This window comes from Candidatus Rhodoblastus alkanivorans, assembly GCF_022760755.1.
Lineage (GTDB): Bacteria > Pseudomonadota > Alphaproteobacteria > Rhizobiales > Beijerinckiaceae > Rhodoblastus > Rhodoblastus alkanivorans.
In genome coordinates this window covers 1847388-1868213 of record NZ_JAIVFP010000001.1, presented here as the reverse complement: position 1 = coordinate 1868213, position 20826 = coordinate 1847388, and the positions used below count along the sequence as shown (strand labels likewise).

The following is a 20826-nucleotide window of genomic DNA, read 5'->3' as shown; positions in this document are numbered from 1 at the left end:
GATAGTCATTGGCCACGCCATTGTGGCGGTCGTTTGGCCAGAAAGGCCTCCATGCCTTCCTGAAAATCGGCGCTGCGATAGCACATGATGACCAGATCCTCGCCCGTCTCCATCGGCGGACGCAGGCGCAGCAGCGCTTCCTTGGTCGCGCGCAGGGTCAGGGGGGCGTGACTCGCCACAATCTTCGCCAGTTCCTCGGCGCGGGCGGCCAAAGCCTCGGGCGCGACGACCTCCCCGACCAGGCCGAACATCCGAGCTTCCTCTGCGTCAATAAGCCGCGCCGTAAAGATGAGGTCCTTGACCCGCGCCGCGCCGATGATTCCGGCAAGACGGCCGTAATTGGCGACGGAAAGGCAATTTCCCAGAGTGCGGGCAATGGGGAAACCGATTTTGGCGCTGCTCGCGGCAATCCGCAGGTCGCAACAGGCGGCAATCGCCGCGCCGCCGCCGGTGCAGGCGCCGGCGATGGCCGCGATGGTCGGAACCCGGCACTTTTCGAGAGTTGAAAGCACGCGCTCGATCTTGATCTCGTAATCGACCGCGTCCTGCGCCGATTGCAACGCGCGAAACTCAGCGATGTCGGTGCCCGAGGCGAAGGCCTTTTCGCCCGCGCCGTAAATCAGCAGCGCCTTGATCGAACGATCCGCATCCGCCTTTTCGCAGGCCTCGCGCAAATGTTCGTACATTTCGAAGGTCAGCGCGTTGCGCGCGTGGGGCCGATTGAAGACGAAATGGGCGATTCCGTCGCGGTTCTCGAAAAGGGTGACGTCGCTCAAAATCCTGCGCTCCCTGAACATTCCGGGCCGCGCCGACAATTCGGATCGGCGCGGATTCGGCGCGCATTTTAGAGGAGGATGGCGCGTGCGCATGAGAAATTTTCGAACTGAAACAGACTGCTGCTTAAGAATTAGTCAGATTGTATAATCGCCCCCGGAGGCCCGATGGTTTAAGTGAAATGCAGGGCGCTGCTCTGCAAGTCGCTCAAATCCAAGCTAAAATGTCACCCATGAAACTAACGGCGTTATCATTCCTTTTAAAAAAGGGGGCGCCGTCAGTATTGTCATGGCCATTCCAAATCTTTCACGGATGAGTCGTGACGATTGACTAGGGAGAGGAAAATGGCGGAAACTATCGATAAAGATCCTGTGGCGCCCGTGCTCGGCAACCCGGCCGTGGTTGGCCTCGGCGGCTTCGGCATGACCACCATGCTGCTGCAATTCCACAATCTCGGCTGGATGGGCATCACCCCGGTTATCTGGAGCGGCTTCGTCTTCGGCGGCGTCGGTCAGCTGATCGCCGGCTTCCAGGAGCAGAAGACCGGCAATAATTTCGGCTATGCCGCCTTCGCCGGCTATGGCGCCTTCTGGATTATCCTTTGCGCCTATCTGCTCGGCTCGACCACCGGCAACAAGATGCTGGCCCTGAATGAAAACGACGTGGGCTTCTTCCTGTTCGGCTATACCCTGTTCACCGCCGGCCTGTGGATCGCCTCGTTCAAGATCAGCAAGGCGATGTTCCTCACCTTTCTCACCCTGCTGATTGGTTTCATCCTGCTCGATCTGGTGTTCTGGGGCCGGCCCTCGCTGAAGCCGATCGCCGCCTGGGACCTGATCGTCTGCGCCCTCACCGCCTGGTACATGATGTTCCACGTCGTCTTCCGCAGTGTGTTTGGCCGCGACGTCCTGCCGGTCGGCGCGCCGCTCGCCTGAGGCTGAAGCCGCCGACAAAATCAGGAGCGGACGCCGGTCCCCGGCGTCCGCTTTTTTTGCCTCACATGCCGTGATGATCGACCGCGCTCCGTGTGCGCGCGCGCGGAATGCGGACGCCGCGCGCCCGCAAATCCTTGAGGCTCAAATAGATCATCGCCGTCATCAGCGCATCGGAGAAGGCGTCGTGCTGATTGAACAAGGGCAGCTTCAAATCACGTAAAATAGTGGCGAAGGTCAGGTCGATCTGGGCGCCGGGCGGCGCGTCGCCATATTTGCGCTCGTAATAGATGCTGGACACTTCGATGCGCGGATTGGGCAGCTGCACGCCGAGCATTTCCGTGACATGATTGTTAAGCATGGCGATGTCGAAATCGATGTAATAGCCGACGAGCGGCCGCCCGCCGACATAATGCAGAAGACCGGGCAGAATTTCGCTCATCGGCCGCGCCCGGGCGACATCGATCTCGCGCAGGCCGTGCACCTTGATCGCTTCCGCGGCAATGGCGACCCGCGGCCGCGCCACCGCCGTGAAGGATCGGCTCGAAAGAATCCTGTCGCCGCGAATCCGGATCGCCGCGACCGATATGATTTCGTCGCGGCGCGGATCGAGGCCCGTGGTTTCGCAATCGACGGAAACCACCTCGTCGGGCGGGCCCGGCTCGAACAGGAAATCATAGCTTTTGTCGCCGAGGGTCGCTCGGTCCATCAAGCGGGAGAGCCAACGCAGGGCCATGGCGTTCGCGCCTCAAAACATCGCGAGGTTGAAGCGCCGGCGCACCAGTTCGCGCAACTGCTTCACCACCTGAAAGGAATCGCGCAACAAGTCGCGGTCCATGCTGGTCAGGGTCGCGGGCTTCAGCAGGCTCGCGCTTTTTGCGGCGTCGATCTGGGCGTCGAGGCGGATGGTCATGAGATAATCCAGCGCGCGGGCGAGATCGCGGGCGAAACTCTCCCTGAGCAGGCCGAGTTCCGCCAGTTTCGCCAAGCGTTTGAAGGTGTTGGTTTCCTCCAGTCCCTGTTCGATGGCGAGCGAGCGCACGCCGTGAACGATCGGAAAAATGCCGCCCTTCTTGAGGTCGAGCGCGTCGCCCTCGCCTTCCGATGTCTTCAAGGTGTTGAACAGGCCGATCGGCGGCTCGAAAGCCTCGATGGCCTTGGCGAAACGGCCCAGGAACACCCTTTCTCCCGCGACCTTTTCCATCAAAACCTTCTTGGCGCGCTCCAGCAGGGTCGCGTCGCCGGCGACCGCTTCGGCGTCATAGAAGATCGCGACATTCATCGCCGATTGGTCGTCCGGCGCGGTCGTCCACAGGCCGAAATCGGCGACATATTCGGCGAATGTACGCGACCAGAGCGGATTATTGACCATGACATCGCCGGGACATGGCGGAAAGCCGAACTCCGCCAGCGCCCCGGAGAATTCGTTGCGGAAACGGTCGAGGGCCTTTTCGTCCACCGGACCGGCGAGAATCAGGCCATTGTCCTGATCGGTGCGGATCGTCTGCTCCCCCCGCCCCTCGCTACCCATCACGATCAGGCAGCATTTGTCGCGCAGTTCGAGCGGACAGAGCAGTTCGAACAATTTCGCGAACAGCCGCCGGTTGAGATCGGAAATGATTTCCGCCACCACTTCGAATTTCACGCCCTGCCGGCGCAGCGGGCGGACCTGCTCCGCGATCTGCTTCGCCGCGACGGCGAGTTCCGGTACGGTCGCGGCGCGGTCGATGCGGCCGACCACGAGCTGCGAATTGCCGGCGAAAAAGCTCAGGAGATTGATGTCTTCGAGAATGCCGACGAAATCGTCGCCCTTTTTCACCACGACGCGGCGCTTGTTGTGCTTGGTCATCAGCAGCAGCGCCTGGGAGACGAATTCGTCGGGCTCGATGGCGACGAGGTCGTATTGGGCGATGCGCCCGACGGGTTCGTCGATGGTCGAGCCATTGAGCACCACCGCCTTGGCCAAATTCATCCCGGTGACGATGCCCGTGCGCTCGCCATCGCGCACCAGAAGCGCGTTGCAATCGATGTCGCGCATGATTCGGCCCGCCGAGACGATCGGCTGGTCGGAATCGATGATCGCCGCCGGCATGAGGTAAAGATCGCGCACCCGCGCGCGCATCATCGATTCGATCTGGTTCGATTCGTCCCGCTCTGCGAGCGCTTCGAGCCTGCGCGAGATGTCGGTGTAGAAAAAGGCGCCGAAGCGCGGATTGGAATTGATGAGCCGCAACAGCTCGGGGCGTGGCGCCAGGGCGCACAGAGTTTCCTCGCGCGCAACGAAGCCGCTGACGCCCGCCCCCTGCACGAGGGCGCGGCTGTCGAAGAAATCCCCGGGGCCGAGCAGGCCGACCAGTTCACCGTGCGCGCGCTCCTCCACCGCCCCCTTGATGATGACATAGAGGCCTTCTGGCGCGGCGCCCTGGGCGATGATCGTTTCGCCGGGCTTGAAATAGGCGACGTCCAAGGCGCCGCGAAGGGCCTCCGCCTCGTCGGCGGTCAGGCGGTCGAAGGGCGCCGTCGTAGTGTCGAGAAGGACAGACATTTAGATCCGCCGCCCGCAAGCTGCGCATCAGCGAAAAATGAGATGCGAAATTCGGTCGAAGGGCGCGGCTCGAAAAGCCGCGCCCGACGAGGTTCAGTGGGCCGAGGCTCCAGTGGCGCCGATGCCGGTTTCGGCGCGCACGAATTGCTGGTCGAAACCGGCCCGGTCGATCCGGGCGCGCTCGCTGTTGTCCAGCTTCGAGAACAGCCAGATGCCGACGAAGGCGATGGTCATGGAGAACAGGGCCGGATTGCTGTAGGGGAACGGCGCCGAGCCCTTGGGATGGCCCATCACCACTTCCCAGACCGCCGGCGAGAGCACCACGCCAAGCACCGCCGACAGCAGGCCGAGGAACCCGCCGATCACCGCGCCGCGCGTGGTCATGCCGCGCCATTTCAGCGACATCAGCAGGACCGGGAAGTTGCACGACGCCGCGATGGCGAAGGCCAGACCGACCATGAAGGCGACGTTCGACTTCTCGAAGGCGATGCCGAGAAAGACCGCGATGATTCCGAGCACGACGGTCGCCATCTTCGAAACCCGGATTTCATCCTGCTCGTTCGCCTTGCCGCCCTTGAAGACGGTGGCGTAGAGGTCGTGGCTCACCGCCGAGGCGCCGGACAAAGTCAGGCCGGACACCACCGCGAGAATGGTCGCGAAGGCCACCGCAGAGATGAAGCCGAGGAAGACCTGGCCGCCGACCGCAGCCGACAGATGGATCGCCGCCATATTGTCGCCGCCGCGGATCGCCTCGATCGCGTTCTTGCCCTTGGCGAGCAAACCGGCGTTCAGGAACTCCGGATTGGTCGAGACGAGAGCGATCGCGCCGAAGCCGATGATGAAGGTCAGGATATAGAAATATCCGATGAACCCGGTGGCGTAGAACACCGACTTGCGCGCCGCCTGGGCGTCGGCGACGGTGAAGAAGCGCATCAGGATATGCGGCAGGCCGGCGGTGCCGAACATCAGCGCCAGACCGAGCGAAACCGCGCCGATCGGGTTGGTGACGAGCTGGCCCGGCGCCATGATCGCCTGATGTTTCGGATGCGCTTCGACCGACTTGGCGAACAGAGCCTCGAGGCTGAAGCCGAAATGGGCCAGGACCATGAGGGCCATGAAGGTCGCGCCGGCAAGCAGCAGGCAGGCCTTGATGATCTGCACCCAGGTCGTCGCCACCATGCCGCCGAAGGTCACGTAAATGATCATCAGCGCACCGACGATCACCACCGCCATCCAATAGTCGAGCCCGAACAGGATCTGGATGAGCTTGCCCGCGCCGACCATCTGGGCGATCAGATAGAAGGCGACGACGACCAGCGTGCCGCAGGAGGCGAGCACGCGAATCGGCATCTGCCGGAAGCGGAAGGAGGCGACGTCGGCGAAGGTGAACTTGCCGAGGTTGCGCAGCGGCTCCGCGATCAGGAACATCACGATCGGCCAGCCCACGAGGAAGCCGACCGAATAGATCAGGCCGTCGTAGCCGGATTTGTAGACGAGGCCGGAAATGCCCAGGAAGGACGCCGCCGACATATAGTCGCCCGCGATGGCGAGTCCGTTCTGGAAGCCGGTGATGCCGCCGCCGGCCGCATAGAATTGCGCGGCCGACCGGGTGCGTTTCGCCGCCCAATAAGTGATGCCGAGCGTCAGCACCACGAAGACGACAAACATGCCGATCGCGGCGGCGTTGACCTCCTGTTTCTGCACCGGGCCTGTGACCGCGTCGGCGAAAGCGGCGCTGCTCAGCAGGGAGAAGGCGAGGCCGGACAAGGTCGCCGGAAAAAGAGCCTTGTAGCGCGACATCACTTGCTCTCCTCCACGATCTGCTTGGTCAGGACGTCGTACGTCGCGTTGGCGCGCACGACGTAGAAACCGACGATGAGGAAGGTCGCGACGATGACCGCAAGGCCGATCGGCATGCCGATCGTCATCACCCCGTCGCCCATTTTTTCGCCGAGGAATTTCGGATCAAACGCGATGAGCAGAATGAAACCGAAATAGATGATCAGCGTCAGAATAGTCAGCGACCAGCCGAGCGTGCGGCGTTTCGCCACGAGCTCCTGGAATTTTGGATTCTTTTCAATCTCTTCCGCACTCAAAGCCATATTGGCTCCTCCCGATTACGGCGGCGTCTCCAGTCGATTTCTTTGTCGCCGCATCGGCGCTCCCGACGTGACGCGGGAAGAAATGACTGGAGGACGCTCGCTTGGCCTTGTCTAGACCAGCAGCATCGCCCAAGAGACTAAGCACTTGGTCGATGCGCGACGTAATCTGGCAAAAGAAAGGCGCCAAGTCGCTGAAAAAGTGAGTATTTAGCGACCAACTTCGGCTTTTACGGAGAAGCGCCTCAAGTTCAGGGCACGACGCGCACGGCGCCCTTGGCGGCGCTGGTGGTCATGGCCGCATAGGCGCGCAAAGCCGAACTCACCGGGCGGTCGCGACCCTCCGGCTTCCAGGCGTCCTTGCCCCTGGCCTCCATCGCGGCGCGGCGGCGCGCCAGTTCCTCATCCGCGACGTCGAGACGAAGCACGCGGTTGGGGATGTCGATCTCGATGCGGTCGCCGGTTTCGACGAGGCCGATCAGTCCGCCCTCCTCCGCCTCCGGCGAGACATGGCCGATGGAAAGGCCGGAAGTGCCGCCGGAAAACCGCCCGTCAGTGATCAGCGCGCAGGCTTTTCCCAAGCCCATGCTTTTCAGATAGGAGGTCGGATAAAGCATTTCCTGCATGCCCGGCCCGCCGCGTGGCCCCTCATAGCGGATCACGACCACGTCGCCCGCCTTGACCTTGCCCGACAGAATGCCCTGCACCGCGTCGTCCTGGCTCTCGTACACCAGGGCCGGGCCAGAGAATTTGAGAACGCTTTCGTCCACGCCCGCCGTCTTCACGATGGCGCCCTCCTCGGCGAGATTGCCGAACAGGACGGCAAGGCCGCCATCCTTGGAGAAGGCGTGTTCGGCGTCACGAATCACGCCCTTGGCGCGGTCGTCGTCGAGCGTTTCGTAGCGGCGCGACTGGCTGAAGGCGACCTGGGTCGGGACGCCGCCCGGCGAGGCCCGGAAGAAGTCGTGCAACGCCTCGGATGAATTGCGCTTGACGTCCCATTCCGCCAGCGCGGCTTCGAGGCTCGGGCTGTGGACCGAATGGACGTCGCGATTGAGCAGACCGGCGCGGTCGAGTTCGCCCAGGATGCCGAAAATGCCGCCGGCGCGATGGACGTCCTCGATATGGACGTCGGGCACGGAGGGCGCGACCTTGCACAAAACCGGGACGCGGCGCGACAGGCGGTCGATGTCCGCCATCTGGAAATTCACGCCCCCCTCATAGGCCGCCGCGAGCAGATGCAGCACGGTGTTGGTCGAACCGCCCATGGCGATGTCGAGCGTCATGGCGTTTTCGAACGCCTTTAAAGTCGCGATATTGCGCGGGAGCACGCTGTCGTCGTCCTGTTCGTAATAGCGGCGGCACAGATCGACGGCGAGCCGGCCGGCCCGGAGGAACAGTTCCTTGCGGTCGGCATGGGTCGCGACGATCGTGCCGTTGCCGGGCAGCGACAAGCCGAGGGCTTCGGTCAGGCAGTTCATGGAATTGGCGGTGAACATGCCGGAGCAGGAGCCGCAGGTCGGACAGGCCGAACGCTCCATGGCGGCGACGTCCTCGTCGCTGTTTTTGGCGTCCGCAGCCGCGACCATGGCGTCGATCAGGTCCACCGCCTTCGTCTTGCCGCCGATCACCACCTTGCCGGCCTCCATCGGACCGCCGGAAACGAAGACCGCCGGAATGTTGAGGCGCAGAGCGGCCATCAGCATGCCGGGGGTAATCTTGTCGCAATTTGAAATGCAGACGAGGGCGTCGGCGCAATGGGCGTTGGCCATATATTCGACGCTGTCGGCGATGATTTCGCGCGAGGGCAGGCTGTAGAGCATGCCGGAATGGCCCATGGCGATGCCGTCATCGACCGCGATGGTGTTGAATTCCTTGGCGACGCCGCCCGCCGCCTCGATCTCACGCGCGACCATCTGGCCGAGGTCCTTCAGATGGACATGGCCGGGCACGAATTGGGTGAAGGAATTGACCACCGCGATGATCGGCTTGCCGAAATCGCCGTCCTTCATGCCGGTGGCGCGCCACAGGCCGCGCGCGCCGGCCATGTTGCGGCCGTGGGTGGAGGTGCGGGAGCGAAAAGGAGGCATGGGTTTCCGTCCGGGATCGAAGTTTGGAGCCCCTCCTACTCCTTTGCGCGCGGCGCGTCCATGATCCGCGCGCGGCGCATCCGTGATCGGAGCGCCGGTCTTCGCCCTTCGCCGCCATCGGTTTCAGGCCGCGATTCGCAGGCGCTTCCCGGCCTGATAAAACGGTCCCCCGCGACATCGCGGGGGACCGGGTTCCAAAATGGCTTTCGCGCCGCTTGCTCAAGCGTCAGGCGGGCGAAAATTCCTCCCATTATCGCTCTGATTTCAGATTATCTTTCCAGCAGGCGCGTTGGCAGGCGGACATCCGCCTATTGCCGCTCGCACCCGTTCTGCAGGCAATAGGTCACCAGACCTGCAGCGCCAACGGTCAGCACCGCGACAAGTAGTCCAAATTCCATCATGCGTCCTCTCTTTGCCGGACCGGCGAATCGCCGGCCCCGAGCCGACGGCTCGACAAGGTCCAGACAGCGCGCACCCCTGGTTCTGGGGCCGACGCGCCGTCGGCAGAAGCTCTTGAGGATGAGCTTTTGCTGCATTGCATATAAGCATGAAAACCCATATTGCAAAAGTCGGCGCTCCCCGGGCCCGTTCCCCCCGCCGGCGAAACGGCGACGGATTCGGCCCAAGCGGGCTTTGCAAAGGCGAAAAGACGCCGGCTTGGCGCCATCGGCCAGGCTCTTTAAAGAAAAGCGCTGGCCAGTCCCTTTGAAGGCCGAGGCAATTTGGTGACGACGACGGATATGGATGAACGGGTTTCGGTCGGGTCCGACAATTTTCGCGGGGCTTCGCGCTCCGCCATCGCCGCTGCGACCGACTGGCTGCTGGCGCGCCAGAAGCCAGACGGCCATTGGGTCGGGCGCGCCGAATCGAATGGCTGCATGGAGGCGCAATGGCGCCTCTGCCTGTGGTTTCTGGGCCTTGACGACCATTTGCTGTGCGCGCGGCTGGCGCAATCGCTCATCGACACGCAGCGCGAAGACGGGGCCTGGGAAATCTATCACCGCGCGCCGAACGGCGACATCAACACCACGGTCGAGGCCTATGCGGCTTTGCGCTGTTCGGGTTTTGCCGCGGACGATCCGGCTCTGGTCAAGGCGCAAAGCTGGATCGAGGCCAAGGGCGGATTGAGGAACGTCCGCGTCTTCACCCGCTATTGGCTGGCTTTGATCGGCGAATGGCCGTGGGAGAAGACACCCAATCTGCCGCCGGAAGTGATCTGGCTGCCGCTCTGGTTTCCCTTCAACATCTATCATTTCGCGCAATGGGCGCGGGCGACGCTCATGCCGATCGCTCTGCTTTCGGCGCGCCGGCCGAGCCGCCCTCTTCCGCCCGAGCGCCGGCTGGACGCGCTTTTCCCCGGCGGGCGCGCCAGCTTCGATTATGATTTGCCCGCCAAGGCGAATCCCGACGGCTGGGACGTTTTCTTCCGCAAGACGGACAAGGTTTTGCACGCCCTGCAGGAATTCGGCCATCGTTACGGCTTGAAACTGTGGCGCGGCGCGGCGGCGCGGCAGGCGCTGGAATGGATCATCCGCCATCAGGACGCCGACGGCGGCTGGGGCGGCATTCAGCCGCCCTGGATCTACAGCCTGATGGCGCTCCATGCGGAGGGCTATGCCCTCGACCATCCGGTGCTGGCCAAGGGCCTCGCCTGCCTGAACGATCCCGGCTGGCGGGTCGATGTCAATGAGGCGACCTTCATCCAGGCGACCAATTCCCCGGTCTGGGACACGATTCTCACCCTGCTCGCCTTCGACGATTCCGGCGCGCCGGGGGCGGAATCGGAGCCGGTCGAAAAAGCGGTCGATTGGGTTTTGAAGCGCCAGGTTCTGGTCCCCGGCGACTGGTCGGTCAAACTGCCGCATGTCAAACCGGGCGGCTGGGCTTTTGAGTACGCCAATAATGCTTATCCGGACGTGGACGACACGGCCGTCGCGCTGATCGCGCTCGCGCCCTTCCGCGAAAGCCCGAAATGGCGGACGCGCGGCGTCGAGCAGGCGATTTCGCGCGGCGTGGACTGGCTGATCGCGATGCAGAGCGCGAGCGGCGGCTGGGGCGCCTTCGACAAGGACAACACCAACCAGCTCCTGACCAAAATCCCGTTCTGCGACTTCGGCGAAGCGCTCGACCCGCCTTCGGTGGACGTCACCGCCCATGTCATCGAGGCTTTCGCCCGGCTCGGGATTTCGCGCGGTCATCCGTCGATGGCGCGGGCCCTGGCCTTTATCCGGGCGCAGCAGGAGCCGGACGGCTCCTGGTTCGGCCGCTGGGGCGTGAATTACATTTACGGGACTGGCGCCGTGCTGCCGGCGCTCGCCGCCATCGGCGAGGACATGGGCCAGCCCGCCGTCGGCCGGGCCTGCGACTGGCTGAAGTCGCGCCAGCAGGAAAGCGGCGGCTGGGGCGAGAGCTGCGCCTCCTATATGCAGGCGGACATGGCCGGGCGCGGAACGGCGACCGCCTCGCAGACCGCCTGGGCCTTGATGGGCCTCATCGCCGCCGCCCGCCCGCAGGACGGCGAGGCGATCGCGCGCGGCTGCCAGTTTCTCATCGAGCGCCAGAGCGAGGGAACCTGGCCGGAGCCGGAATATACCGGGACCGGCTTTCCGGGCTATGGCGTCGGCCAAACGATCAAACTCAACGATCCGCTGCTGTCCGAGCGCCTGCGGCAGGGGCCGGAGCTGTCGCGCGCCTTCATGCTGCGCTATGGTCTATACTGCCATTATTTCCCGCTGATGGCGCTGGCGCGCGCGGCGCGCACGGAAAAGGCGTGACGCGCGTTCAGCTTGCGAAGCCGCGCGCGAAACTTTCGATCAGTTGGGCGAGTTCCGGGTCCGATACATTGGCGATTGCTTCGCCGGCGGAAAACCATTGCGTGACGCGCTCGTGTTTTTCCGGCCAGTGCGCGCGCTGGCGGACGACCCGCAAGGCGAAGACCACGACGCGGCAGCAATCGGAGCGGCGCGTTAATCTTTTCACATAGTGGAAATGGCCGATCGGCTCGTCGGACATGACGCCGAGCAGGCCTGCTTCCTCCAACGCTTCGATCGCCGCCGCCGCCCCGCCGCTGCGCCCGGCCATGGGCCAGCCTTTGGGAATGATCCAGCGTTTGGTGTCGCGCGAGGAGACGAGCATGATTTCGAGACCGGCTTCAGCCCTGCGCCAAGGCAGCGCGCCGAACTGCAGACGCTCGAGATCGATCCCGTCCGCGGCCGCCAGCAAGGCGGCAGGCGCGGCTGCGGCCGTAGTCGTCTCCCCGGCCGCAAACTTTGCCTTCGTCCTTTTTTCGGTCGATTTGGAGCCGGCGCCCCGGGCGTTCGAGCCCTTGGCTTTCTTGGAAGGAGATTTTTGCGCCGAGAAAGCCATCGTTCCCCCAAAAGACCGCGCCCGCACGGCCAGAATCTGCAATTAAATTTCAATCGATTATATGTAAAGGCGTAACTATACCTTTTGACACAAAACAAGATGCGGCGCCTCGCATCGATCCGTGCCGGCGGCTTCAGCCATTCGGACCCCGATCGCTTGAAAAAACATAATGTCGAACTAAGTCAGAATTCATTTGAAGCGCCGGCACGGCGCCGGTCGCATATTGAAATAGCCCCGTAAGTCGCCGGACAGGCACTCCCACTTCGCTAAGAGGTAGGAGTAATGTGGTGTTTATGACTGGTGACAATCCGAAGAGTGAGGTCCTGCCGGGCCGAGAACGACGGCGTCGGCGCACGTCGGCGGAGAAATTGGCGATCATTGCCGAGACGATGGAGCCGGGCATGACGGTTAGCCTTGTCGCGCGCCGTCACGGCATCGCCCCCAATCAGCTGTTCACCTGGCGGCGGCTGGCGAACCAAGGCGCCCTGACCGCGACGCAGGCCGAGGAGGACGTCGTTCCGGCGTCCGCCTACAGGGCTTTGGTCGACCAGGTGCGCGAACTGCAGCGCCTGCTCGGCAAGAAGTCGATGGAGGCCGAAATCCTCAAAGAGGCGCTTGAAGTCGCCGTAGGCTCAAAAAAACGGATGTTGCGGTCGTTGTCGCTGCCGACGCTCAATCCACGGGACGGTTCGCGATGAAGGCCGTCTGCGAAACCCTCGGCGTCGCCCGCTCGAATGTCGCCGCGCGCATTGCCGGCGGCGCGGCCAAACGCATGGGCCGACCGCCCCTGCCGGAAGACGATCTGCTCTGCGAGATCAAGGGGATCATCGCCGAACAGCCGTCCTGGGGCTACGCCCGCGTGTGGGCCGACCTGCGCCGCAAAAGACGCGCCGAGGGCGCGGCGCCGGTCAACCGCAAGCGGGTTTATCGGGTGATGAGGGCGCACGGCCTGTTGCTTCAACGTCATGCCGGCGGCGGCGAAAACCGCCGGCATGACGGCAAGATCGCCGTTCTGCGCTCCAACCTGCGTTGGTGTTCCGACGGCTTCGAGATCGCTTGCGACAATGCCGAAAAAGTCCGCGTCGCCTTCGCGCTTGATTGCTGCGACCGGGAAGCCCTCGGCCATGTCGCCACGACGGCGGGCGTCAAGGGCGAGGACATCCGCGACCTGATGGTCAGCGCCGTCGAATATCGCTTTGGCCCGGTCAATCGCCTGCCCAGCCCGATCGAATGGCTGACCGACAACGGGTCTTGCTACATCGCTGGCGACACGAAACATTTTGCCCGCGAAATCGGCCTTGAGCCGCTGACCACGCCGGTCGAAAGCCCCCAATCGAATGGAATGGCCGAAGCCTTCGTCCGCACGATCAAACGCGATTACGCGCGCGTGTCGCCACTGCCGGACGCCGAAACCGTGATCCGCTTGCTGCCGTCGTGGTTCGAGCATTACAACACACGCCATCCGCATCGCGCGCTTGGCTATCGTTCACCCCGCGAGTTCATCGCGGATCGCTTGGCCGCCGAAGCCGGAGAGTGTCTGTCCGAAACTTAAGGGGCTACAACACATATCGCGTAAGAGGAGGCATTTATGGCTGGCCTCACCGACTCAAGACAAACAGGCGCGCGCTTTCAGGATTACGCCAATTTCGTCTTTGGCGTGGTGCTGTTCATCGCGCCTTGGGCTATGCAATACACCGGCCACGAAATGGCGACGCGCGTGGCCTGGATCGGGGGACTTGCCGTCGCGATCCTTTCGCTCGCCGCGATCATCAAATTCGCGGAATGGGAGGAATGGGTCAATCTCCTGGTCGGGATCGGCGTTTTCATATCGCCTCTCGTCTTCGGCTTCACCCATGTCATGGCCGCCGTGGCGGCGCATTACGTCCTCGGCCTGCTGATCGTGATCGCGGCGGCGAGCGAACTCTGGGCCGCCCATCACCCGCAAGAGCGCATGATGTGACGTTGGAAACGCCCGCGCTTCAGTAAGCGCGGGCGATGATGATGTCCTCGACCGCCGGGCGCCCCGTGAAAACGCAGGCGCCCGAGGCGGAGGTCTGGCCGGCGGGAACATTGCGCAGGGTGAGCTTGAGCGCTTTCAGCCGCGTCTCGACCTCCACCAGTTCGGCGCCGGTCGGCCGCGCCCAGGGCGCGCGGACAAAACCCTTGAATACGGATTTGGCGTCGTCCTCCTCCGCCGCGCCGAAATAAGCGCCGATGGCGTCGAAATCCTTCAAATCGGCGCGGATATTGGCGTCGAGCCGGGCCTTGGCCTCGGCGAAGAGATTGGCCTGGATTTCCGCCAGAAGCTCCGGCGCGTGAAGGACGAAATCGGCGCGGGCGAGACCGGCCGAAATGACCTTGTCGCCATCGCGCAGCCTGTCGCGGCGGATCATGGTCACCTGATTGTTGGCCATGTCGCGCGGACCGACTTCGAGCAGGATCGGCGCGCCGCGTCGCAGCCAGTCCCAGCGCTTGTTCGCCGAGCGGACCGGCTTCTTGTCGAGATGGGCGCGCAAAGGCTGGCCGAAAGCGGTCACGCCGTCGAGAAGATCCTTTAGCGCCTCGCAATAAACGAGAAGCTCGGCGTCTTCCGGCTTTTCGCGCAACATGGGCACGATCACCACCTGTTTCGGCGCGATGCGCGGCGGCAGGCGCAGGCCGTCGTCGTCGCCATGAGTCATGATGACGCCGCCGATCAGCCGGGTCGACACGCCCCAGGAAGTAGTGTGGCAATATTCCAGCTCGCCGCTCGCCGACTGGTAGCGGATGTTCTGGGCGCGGGCGAAATTGGTTCCGAGATAATGCGAGGTGCCGGCCTGCAGCGCCTTGCCGTCCTGCATCATGGCTTCGATGGAAAAAGTCGAATCGGCGCCCGGAAAACGCTCGTTCTCGGGCTTTTCGCCGACCACCACCGGCATGGCGAGCACGTCCTCCGCCAGTTCGCGATAGACTTCAAGCATTTTCAGCGTTTCGGCGAGCGCGTCGTCCTTGCTGGCGTGGGCGGTATGGCCCTCCTGCCACAGAAATTCCGTCGTGCGCAAAAACATGCGCGTGCGCATTTCCCAGCGCACCACATTTGCCCATTGATTAATCAGAATCGGCAGGTCGCGATAGGAACTGATCCAGCGGCGGAAGGCGTCGCCGATGATCGTCTCCGAGGTCGGCCGCACCACCAGCGGCTCTTCGAGCTCCGAAGTGGGATCGACGACCAGTTTCCCGTCCTGCGCCTTGAGCCGGTGATGGGTGACGACCGCCATTTCCTTGGCGAATCCCTCGACGTGGCTCGCCTCCTGGGCAATGAAGCTCATCGGGATGAAGAGCGGAAAATAGCAATTCTCGTGGCCGGTCTCCTTGATGCGCTTGTCGAGCGCGGCCTGGATCAGCTCCCAGATCCCCCACCCCCAGGGTTTTACGATCATGCAGCCGCGCACCGGCGACGTCTCCGCCAGATCGGCTTGATCGACGACGGCCTGGTACCATTCGGGAAAATTTTCTTCGCGGGTGACGGGCAAAGCGCGTTTCATGAGGTCGGAACCGTTTTAGACTTCCGCGCCGCCAGACACATGACACGAACGCCGACCGCCCCCCTCGCCCTTTAAGGCGTCCGCAAGGACGCCCTGTGCGGGGAGAGCGGGCGCCAATGGCGATCATCCGCGCGGAACGGACAGGAGGCGTCCCTTCTGGACTGAAATCGCGCCCTTGGCAATGTCTCGCAGCGTTCGGAACAGTTTGGCCGCCGCGCGGGTTTGTCGTTCGAGGCCCGGCGGCGCGCCATCGTCCGCCGCCCCAAAAGAGAGGGATTCAGAATGCGCAAATTTGCAGCGGCGCCGGCGCTCGGCGCGTGGCTCGCGGTCGTCGCCATGCCGGCTCTGGCCGCCAACGCCGCACTGGAAATCAAGACTGCGGCAACCCATGCCGGAATGGCCGCCGCATCCAACACCCTGCAGACGGTGCATATGCATCTGCACCACGTGCTCAACTGCCTGGAGGGCCCCAAGGGCGCCGATTTCGACGCCAAACCGGGCGATCCTTGCAAAGGCCAAGGGTCGGGCGCCATCATGGATTCAGCGCCTGACAAGCGCAAGGCTCTGGAGGCGACCGCCCATCAGGCCAAAATGGCGCTGACGGAAACAGATCTGGCCAAAGCCAAGGCGATGGCGGCCAAGGTGCAAAAAAGCCTTAGCCCAACAAGCACTAGCCAATGAGACGAGACCGGCCGGCCGAGACGAACCCCTTCCGTCGCGTTCCCGTCAGCGCGGATTCCTGACGCCGCTCACCGGCCTGCACCATGGCAGTTCCCGCGAATCGGCCACGATGCTTCCCGGGCGCAGGGCCTCCGGAGGCATTTTGCCTTTGACGCCGCTTTCCTGGCACCAGGCGAAATGGATGCGGGTCGGAAGATGGCAATAAGCGCAGCGGGTCATTGGCATAGGTCGTCCTCTGTCAAATCTGTTGAACCAGCCGCCGGATTGTCGCCAATCCGGTCTCCTTCCTTCCCGACGCCCTGCCCTTTTCTGGTCCCGCCGCGTTGAGGCGGCCGGTTTGCCAAATCTAACAAGCAGGTATCATGCCAATTCTTTGCTTAACGAGCGCTTAACGCGCCCATGTCGGGCCGGCGGCGTGAAAAGGCTTCCGGTCGCCGGACAAAAGAGCTATGACGCGACGACGCCGGTTGCGCTTAAATTCGGAATTGATTCATGCTTTCAGGTGTGCTCGCTCTGGTTTTCGCCGCGGCTTTCGCCGGCGCGGCGCTTTATCTCGTTCTCGTCGAGCAGCCTGCCCGCCTCGCGCTCGACGATTCCTCGATGATTCGCGAATGGGCGCCGAGCGATAGGCGCGGCTTCGCGCTGCTCGGCGGACTGGCCGTGCTGGCGGCCCTCGCCGGCCTCGCCGCCTTCGGCCAGAACAGCGACATACGCTGGCTCATCGGCGCGCTGATCGTGCTGGCGAGCTGGCCCTATACGTTTTTCGTCATCGTGCCCCTGAACAACCGGCTGCTCGCGACCTCCGCCGCCCGGCCCGACGCCGACGCCCGTGAGATCGTTACCTTCTGGGGCCAGCTCGAATGGGGCCTGTTCGCGCTCGGCGTCGTCGCGACGGCGGTGTTCGGCTGGGTTTTGACCTGAACGTTTGACACTTCGCCCCCACCGGGTCGAAATTGCGCATGAGGAGACCGCCTCATGCATGCCATGGTTCTCAACAGGATCGGGGCGCCGCTCGAATGGGCGGAGCGGCCCGATCCGCTGCCCGGCCCCGGCGAAATCCGCCTGAAAATTTCCGCCTGCGGCGTCTGCCGCACAGACCTGCATGTGGTGGACGGCGAATTGCCCGATCCGCATGTTCCGATCATTCCCGGCCATGAGATCGTCGGGCGGGTGGACATGATCGGCCCGGGGGTCAGCGGCCTCGAAATCGGCGAACGGGTCGGCGTGCCCTGGCTCGGCCATACCTGCCAGGTCTGCGCGCCCTGCCTGAGCGGCCACGAGAATCTTTGCGACCACCCCGAATTCACCGGATTCACCCGTGACGGCGGCTACGCCACAATGACGGTCGCCGACGCCCGTTTCGCCTTTCCCCTGGGCGAGAAAGGCGAGGACGCCGCGCTCGCGCCTCTGCTCTGCGCCGGGCTGATCGGCTGGCGCGCCTTCAAGATCGCCTTGCGCAGCGCGGGGCGGATCGAAAGGCTCGGCCTCTATGGCTTCGGCGCCGCCGCCCATATTCTTGCCCAGGTCGCGACGAAACAGGGCCATCAGGTCTTCGCCTTCACCAAGGCGGGCGACAGGACGAGCCAGGATTTCGCGCAAAAACTCGGCGCCGTCTGGGCCGGCGGCGCGGACGAGGCGCCGCCGGAAAAACTCGACGCCGCAATCATCTTCGCCCCCGTCGGCGCCCTCGTTCCCGCCGCCCTGCGCGCGGTGCGAAAAGGCGGCGCCGCAGTCTGCGCCGGCATCCACATGAGCGACATTCCGAGCTTTCCCTATGCGATTCTGTGGGAGGAGCGCCAGCTCGTCTCGGTCGCCAATCTCACCCGGCGCGACGGCGTCGAGTTCTTGCGCCTCGCCCCGCAGCTCGGAATCGAAACCACGACGAAAATTTACAGGCTCGGGGAAGCGAACGCCGCCCTGGCCGATCTGCGCGCCGGCGCGTTCGATGGCGCGGCGGTGCTGATTCCCTGAACTGGAAGGCGACCATGGCCAGGAAGAAACATAAGATCGACGCCAAACAATTCCGGGTCAAGGAAGGCGACAAGGTCCATCTGAAGGACTGGCCGACCCTGATCGAACCGGTCTATCCCTCCAAGGAGGATTATCACGACGTGCTCGCCGAACACGTCGAGCGCCTCAGCGATCTTCAGCAGAAACTCTACGCCCGCGATCGCGACGCCCTGCTGATCATTTTTCAGGCCATGGACGCGGCGGGGAAGGACGGCGCGATCCGCCACGTGATGTCGGGCGTCAATCCGCAGGGCTGCCGGGTGACGCCGTTCAAACATCCGAGCGGCGTCGAGCTGGAGCACGATTTTCTGTGGCGCACGACGCGCGAACTGCCCGAGCGCGGCATGATCGGCATTTTCAACCGCTCCTATTACGAGAGCGTTCTCATCCTGCGCGTGCATCCCCAATTGCTGAACGCCGAGGGTTTCGATCCCGCGAAAGCGGACGAAAAATTCTGGGGCGAACGCTATCGCTCGATCGTCGATCTCGAGCGGCATCTCGCCGCCAACAATGTCCATGTGCTGAAATTCTTTCTGCATTTGTCGAAGGAGGAACAGCGCAAGCGCTTCCTCGACCGCATCGACGAGGCGGAGAAGAACTGGAAATTCTCGCAGGCCGACATCGTGGAGCGCGGCTTCTGGAACGATTACCGGAAGGCCTATGAGAAATGCCTGACGGCGACGAGCACGAACGAAGCCCCCTGGTTCGTCGTGCCGGCCGACGACAAATTGTCGACCCGGCTGATCGTCTCCCAAATTATCCTGGAGAAGCTGGATTCGCTGAAACTCGCCTTCCCGACGGTGAGCGAGGAGCGGAGCGAGGAGTTGAAGACCATCCGCGCGCAGCTGGAGGCTTGAGGCGCGGCGACCACAAGCGCTCCGAAATCAAACGCTTGGCGTCCACCGCCCTATCGCGCGGGTTTGGATGGGAAGGAGGCCTTCCGTTTCTTGGGCGGGCAATCACGGGCGATCCCCTGCCCGAAACGAGTGGCGTCAAATCGACCTTATTTCCACGGGCGCGCGGGCGATGCGGCGAAACAAAGAAATGCGCCGGCGGATCGGCAACCAATCATAGAGATAGATCTCGATTGGGCGCCAATTGGCGACCCAGCCGACAATAATCAAACTCTCCTCCAACACCCGCGCCACCACCGTATTTTTGATTTTCGCGGCGACCAATTGGCTGCCTGAAAGGCAGGCAACGAGAACGACCAGGCCGATCAGCAGCGAACGCCAGCCGACGCGAAACAATTCGCGGAGGTCGCGCTCGGCGGCTTCCGCGCAGCGGCGGAAATAATTCGCAAAGGCTTCGCGGATTCGATTCGCCTCGGGCCTATTGGCTTCCTCGATTGGCAATTCGACCACTATGGTGAAGGGAGCGCCATGCGGCAGCTCGCGCACCCAGCCAGTCACGAACTCGTCCGCGTGGGGGTCGAGGTCGCGTTCGCGAAATGGCGAGGGGTCGAGCGAATTGAAAAGCTGCGTTACAGTACGGACACGAATAGTGATTTCATAATGACGAGTCGCAGGCGGGGCCACGGGTCTATATCCTTCGCGCAACCATCGGCGGCGTAAGCCTGTAATTGTAACACGGAAGCTTTCAGGCGGACCACGCGGCGCGGATCGGATAACCAATCCAGGGAGCGCTGAAAGGATCCGGGTTTTTTCAGGAAAAGGACCATCGATCCCGTCCCGATCGGCCCGGTCGCAAGGGCGACGGAACTGTCATCTGGTCTAGGCCCAATTGATTTGCGCGATTGGACCGGCGCGGTTCAACGCGACGGACGACCACATCGCAGTTTGCGGGGCGCTTTGGGTCGAGATTGGCTGGTCTGCATCTCGACGACCGCCGCTTCACGCTCGTGACGAGGCGGTCAGGGTGGCTGGCCGGGGCGGCCCCCGATGGAGGGCGATACCGGCGTCCCCTCATCACCCGCCACAGGACGGCAATTGTCGGATTTTCGCCGCTAACGCGGCAGTTCGTCGACCCATACCTTGAAGCTCTTCAAGACATGCGGACCGAAGGAATGGACCAGCGGCACGTCGGCGGCGTCGCGGCCGCGCGCCATCAGGATCCGGCCGATGCGCGGACCGTTGTTGCGGGGGTCGAACGTCCACCATTGGCCGCCGAGAAAAACCTCCATCCAGGCGCAGAAATCCTGCTCCTCGTACGGCGGCGGCAGGCCGACGTCGCTGATATAGCCCACGCAATAGCGCGCTGGAATGTTCATGCAGCGGCAGAAGGCGATGGCGAGATGGGCGAAGTCGCGGCAGACGCCGGCGCGCTTTTGATTGGCCTGCGCCGCAGTGCGCGTCGGGGCGCAATCCAGATAGTCGAACTTCAGGTGATCGTGGACGTAATCGCAGATCGCCTGCACCCTGCCCCAGCCGGCGGGAGCATGTTCGAACAATTTCCACGCCTCGTCGGATAGAAGGTCGGTATCGCAATAACGGCTGCCGAGCAGGAACTGGATGGTTTCGTCGGGCAAATCTTGGATCGGATGCTCAACCGCGTCCAAGCCGACCGGATCGATCGCGCCGGACACGTGGATCACGGCGTCGGCATGAAACCTGGTGTCGCCGGCCGGCGCGACGAGGCGAAAGCAGAAATTGCCGAAACTGTCATGGTAGGTCGAAATCGGAACCTGCGGCTCCACGTGAAGCACATCCGGAGTTTCAAGCTGTCCGACCAGGGAATGATGGACGTTCAGCATGCCGATCATCGGCGTCGGCTTGGGCGTCTGGTAGGTCATGTCGTAACCGAAACGAATTCGCATTTAAAAATCAAACCTTGTCGGCAAGCCGC

General features: G+C 63.3%; 18 protein-coding genes. 8 read left to right on the top strand and 10 right to left on the bottom strand.

Annotated elements, in window-relative coordinates; genetic code table 11:
- Positions 1–5: 5 nt before the first annotated feature.
- Positions 6–797, bottom strand: coding sequence for an enoyl-CoA hydratase (locus tag K2U94_RS08635; RefSeq protein WP_243066823.1), 792 nt, complete (start codon positions 795–797; stop codon positions 6–8).
- Positions 798–1118: 321 nt separating this feature from the next.
- On the opposite strand from K2U94_RS08635, the gene K2U94_RS08630 reads away from it, so the two are divergent.
- Positions 1119–1709: an acetate uptake transporter gene (locus K2U94_RS08630; RefSeq protein WP_243066822.1), complete on the top strand. Its 591-nt coding sequence runs from the start codon at positions 1119–1121 to the stop codon at positions 1707–1709.
- A 61-nt stretch (positions 1710–1770) separates the two neighbouring features.
- Here the strand turns inward: K2U94_RS08630 and K2U94_RS08625 are convergent, their stop codons facing one another.
- The 5 genes from K2U94_RS08625 to ilvD all read right to left on the bottom strand — a co-directional run bounded on the left by K2U94_RS08625 (position 1771) and on the right by ilvD (position 8440).
- Positions 1771–2442, bottom strand: a complete 672-nt coding sequence (locus K2U94_RS08625; RefSeq protein WP_243066821.1) for a 3'-5' exonuclease — start codon at positions 2440–2442, stop codon at positions 1771–1773.
- A gap of 12 nt (positions 2443–2454) precedes the next feature.
- Positions 2455–4251 carry a putative nucleotidyltransferase substrate binding domain-containing protein gene (locus K2U94_RS08620; protein WP_243066820.1) on the bottom strand — a complete coding sequence of 599 codons (1797 nt, stop codon included), beginning with the start codon at positions 4249–4251 and terminating at the stop codon, positions 2455–2457.
- 93 nt (positions 4252–4344) lie between these two features.
- On the bottom strand, positions 4345–6051 hold the full coding sequence (locus tag K2U94_RS08615) for a cation acetate symporter (protein WP_243066819.1): 1707 nt from the start codon (positions 6049–6051) through the stop codon (positions 4345–4347).
- Positions 6051–6353 (bottom strand): DUF485 domain-containing protein, encoded by a 303-nt coding sequence (locus K2U94_RS08610; protein ID WP_243066818.1) that lies wholly within the window; start codon positions 6351–6353, stop codon positions 6051–6053. The genes K2U94_RS08615 and K2U94_RS08610 overlap by 1 nt, the downstream gene beginning before the upstream one ends.
- Positions 6354–6601: 248 nt before the next feature.
- The gene (gene ilvD / locus K2U94_RS08605; protein WP_243066817.1) at positions 6602–8440 is read right to left on the bottom strand and encodes a dihydroxy-acid dehydratase; all 1839 of its coding nucleotides are present in this window, start codon (positions 8438–8440) and stop codon (positions 6602–6604) included.
- Between the two features lie 740 nt (positions 8441–9180).
- Here ilvD and shc point away from each other — a divergent pair.
- Positions 9181–11214 carry a squalene--hopene cyclase gene (gene shc, locus K2U94_RS08600; protein WP_243068832.1) on the top strand — a complete coding sequence of 678 codons (2034 nt, stop codon included), beginning with the start codon at positions 9181–9183 and terminating at the stop codon, positions 11212–11214.
- Positions 11215–11221: 7 nt separating this feature from the next.
- On the opposite strand, the gene K2U94_RS08595 is transcribed toward shc, so the two are convergent.
- On the bottom strand, positions 11222–11662 hold the full coding sequence (locus K2U94_RS08595) for an NUDIX hydrolase (protein ID WP_243066816.1): 441 nt from the start codon (positions 11660–11662) through the stop codon (positions 11222–11224).
- 437 nt (positions 11663–12099) lie between these two features.
- Here K2U94_RS08595 and K2U94_RS08590 point away from each other — a divergent pair.
- Positions 12100–13358, top strand: a protein-coding gene (locus K2U94_RS08590; RefSeq protein ID WP_243065398.1) for an IS3 family transposase whose coding sequence is annotated in 2 segments (ribosomal slippage) — positions 12100–12439 and positions 12439–13358 — 1260 coding nt in all. Because the reading frame shifts where the segments join, the coding sequence is not laid out codon by codon here.
- Between the two features lie 36 nt (positions 13359–13394).
- Complete coding sequence (locus K2U94_RS08585; protein ID WP_243066815.1) at positions 13395–13766, top strand: SPW repeat protein; 372 nt, start codon at positions 13395–13397, stop codon at positions 13764–13766.
- A 19-nt stretch (positions 13767–13785) separates the two neighbouring features.
- Here K2U94_RS08585 and proS read toward each other — a convergent pair whose 3' ends face one another.
- The gene (gene proS, locus K2U94_RS08580; protein WP_243066814.1) at positions 13786–15330 is read right to left on the bottom strand and encodes a proline--tRNA ligase; all 1545 of its coding nucleotides are present in this window, start codon (positions 15328–15330) and stop codon (positions 13786–13788) included.
- Positions 15331–15612: 282 nt separating this feature from the next.
- Between proS and K2U94_RS08575 the strand changes: the two genes are divergently transcribed.
- The 4 genes from K2U94_RS08575 (at position 15613) to K2U94_RS08560 (ending at position 18878) form a co-directional block, all read left to right on the top strand.
- The gene (locus K2U94_RS08575) at positions 15613–16011 is read left to right on the top strand and encodes a hypothetical protein (protein ID WP_243066813.1); all 399 of its coding nucleotides are present in this window, start codon (positions 15613–15615) and stop codon (positions 16009–16011) included.
- Positions 16012–16503: 492 nt separating this feature from the next.
- Positions 16504–16932 carry an anthrone oxygenase family protein gene (locus tag K2U94_RS08570; RefSeq protein ID WP_243066812.1) on the top strand — a complete coding sequence of 143 codons (429 nt, stop codon included), beginning with the start codon at positions 16504–16506 and terminating at the stop codon, positions 16930–16932.
- A gap of 54 nt (positions 16933–16986) precedes the next feature.
- Positions 16987–17982 (top strand): zinc-dependent alcohol dehydrogenase family protein, encoded by a 996-nt coding sequence (locus tag K2U94_RS08565; RefSeq protein WP_243066811.1) that lies wholly within the window; start codon positions 16987–16989, stop codon positions 17980–17982.
- 14 nt (positions 17983–17996) lie between these two features.
- Positions 17997–18878 (top strand): ADP-polyphosphate phosphotransferase, encoded by an 882-nt coding sequence (locus K2U94_RS08560; RefSeq protein ID WP_243066810.1) that lies wholly within the window; start codon positions 17997–17999, stop codon positions 18876–18878.
- A gap of 135 nt (positions 18879–19013) precedes the next feature.
- Here the strand turns inward: K2U94_RS08560 and K2U94_RS08555 are convergent, their stop codons facing one another.
- Together K2U94_RS08555 and K2U94_RS08550 are read right to left on the bottom strand one after the other, a co-directional pair.
- On the bottom strand, positions 19014–19559 hold the full coding sequence (locus K2U94_RS08555) for a hypothetical protein (protein WP_243066809.1): 546 nt from the start codon (positions 19557–19559) through the stop codon (positions 19014–19016).
- 428 nt (positions 19560–19987) lie between these two features.
- On the bottom strand, positions 19988–20797 hold the full coding sequence (locus K2U94_RS08550) for a transglutaminase-like domain-containing protein (RefSeq protein WP_243066808.1): 810 nt from the start codon (positions 20795–20797) through the stop codon (positions 19988–19990).
- Positions 20798–20826 lie beyond the last annotated feature (29 nt).

What these genes read in the sequence shown, in the direction of transcription:
- K2U94_RS08635 (WP_243066823.1), bottom strand. Translation starts at nt 797, where the DNA reads ATGTTCAGGGAGCGCAGGATTTTGAGCGACGTCACCCTTTTCGAGAAC.
- K2U94_RS08630 (WP_243066822.1), top strand. Translation starts at nt 1,119, where the DNA reads ATGGCGGAAACTATCGATAAAGATCCTGTGGCGCCCGTGCTCGGCAAC.
- K2U94_RS08625 (WP_243066821.1), bottom strand. Translation starts at nt 2,442, where the DNA reads ATGGCCCTGCGTTGGCTCTCCCGCTTGATGGACCGAGCGACCCTCGGC.
- K2U94_RS08620 (WP_243066820.1), bottom strand. Translation starts at nt 4,251, where the DNA reads ATGTCTGTCCTTCTCGACACTACGACGGCGCCCTTCGACCGCCTGACC.
- K2U94_RS08615 (WP_243066819.1), bottom strand. Translation starts at nt 6,051, where the DNA reads ATGTCGCGCTACAAGGCTCTTTTTCCGGCGACCTTGTCCGGCCTCGCC.
- K2U94_RS08610 (WP_243066818.1), bottom strand. Translation starts at nt 6,353, where the DNA reads ATGGCTTTGAGTGCGGAAGAGATTGAAAAGAATCCAAAATTCCAGGAG.
- ilvD (WP_243066817.1), bottom strand. Translation starts at nt 8,440, where the DNA reads ATGCCTCCTTTTCGCTCCCGCACCTCCACCCACGGCCGCAACATGGCC.
- shc (WP_243068832.1), top strand. Translation starts at nt 9,181, where the DNA reads ATGGATGAACGGGTTTCGGTCGGGTCCGACAATTTTCGCGGGGCTTCG.
- K2U94_RS08585 (WP_243066815.1), top strand. Translation starts at nt 13,395, where the DNA reads ATGGCTGGCCTCACCGACTCAAGACAAACAGGCGCGCGCTTTCAGGAT.
- proS (WP_243066814.1), bottom strand. Translation starts at nt 15,330, where the DNA reads ATGAAACGCGCTTTGCCCGTCACCCGCGAAGAAAATTTTCCCGAATGG.
- K2U94_RS08575 (WP_243066813.1), top strand. Translation starts at nt 15,613, where the DNA reads ATGCGCAAATTTGCAGCGGCGCCGGCGCTCGGCGCGTGGCTCGCGGTC.
- K2U94_RS08570 (WP_243066812.1), top strand. Translation starts at nt 16,504, where the DNA reads ATGCTTTCAGGTGTGCTCGCTCTGGTTTTCGCCGCGGCTTTCGCCGGC.
- K2U94_RS08565 (WP_243066811.1), top strand. Translation starts at nt 16,987, where the DNA reads ATGCATGCCATGGTTCTCAACAGGATCGGGGCGCCGCTCGAATGGGCG.
- K2U94_RS08560 (WP_243066810.1), top strand. Translation starts at nt 17,997, where the DNA reads ATGGCCAGGAAGAAACATAAGATCGACGCCAAACAATTCCGGGTCAAG.
- K2U94_RS08550 (WP_243066808.1), bottom strand. Translation starts at nt 20,797, where the DNA reads ATGCGAATTCGTTTCGGTTACGACATGACCTACCAGACGCCCAAGCCG.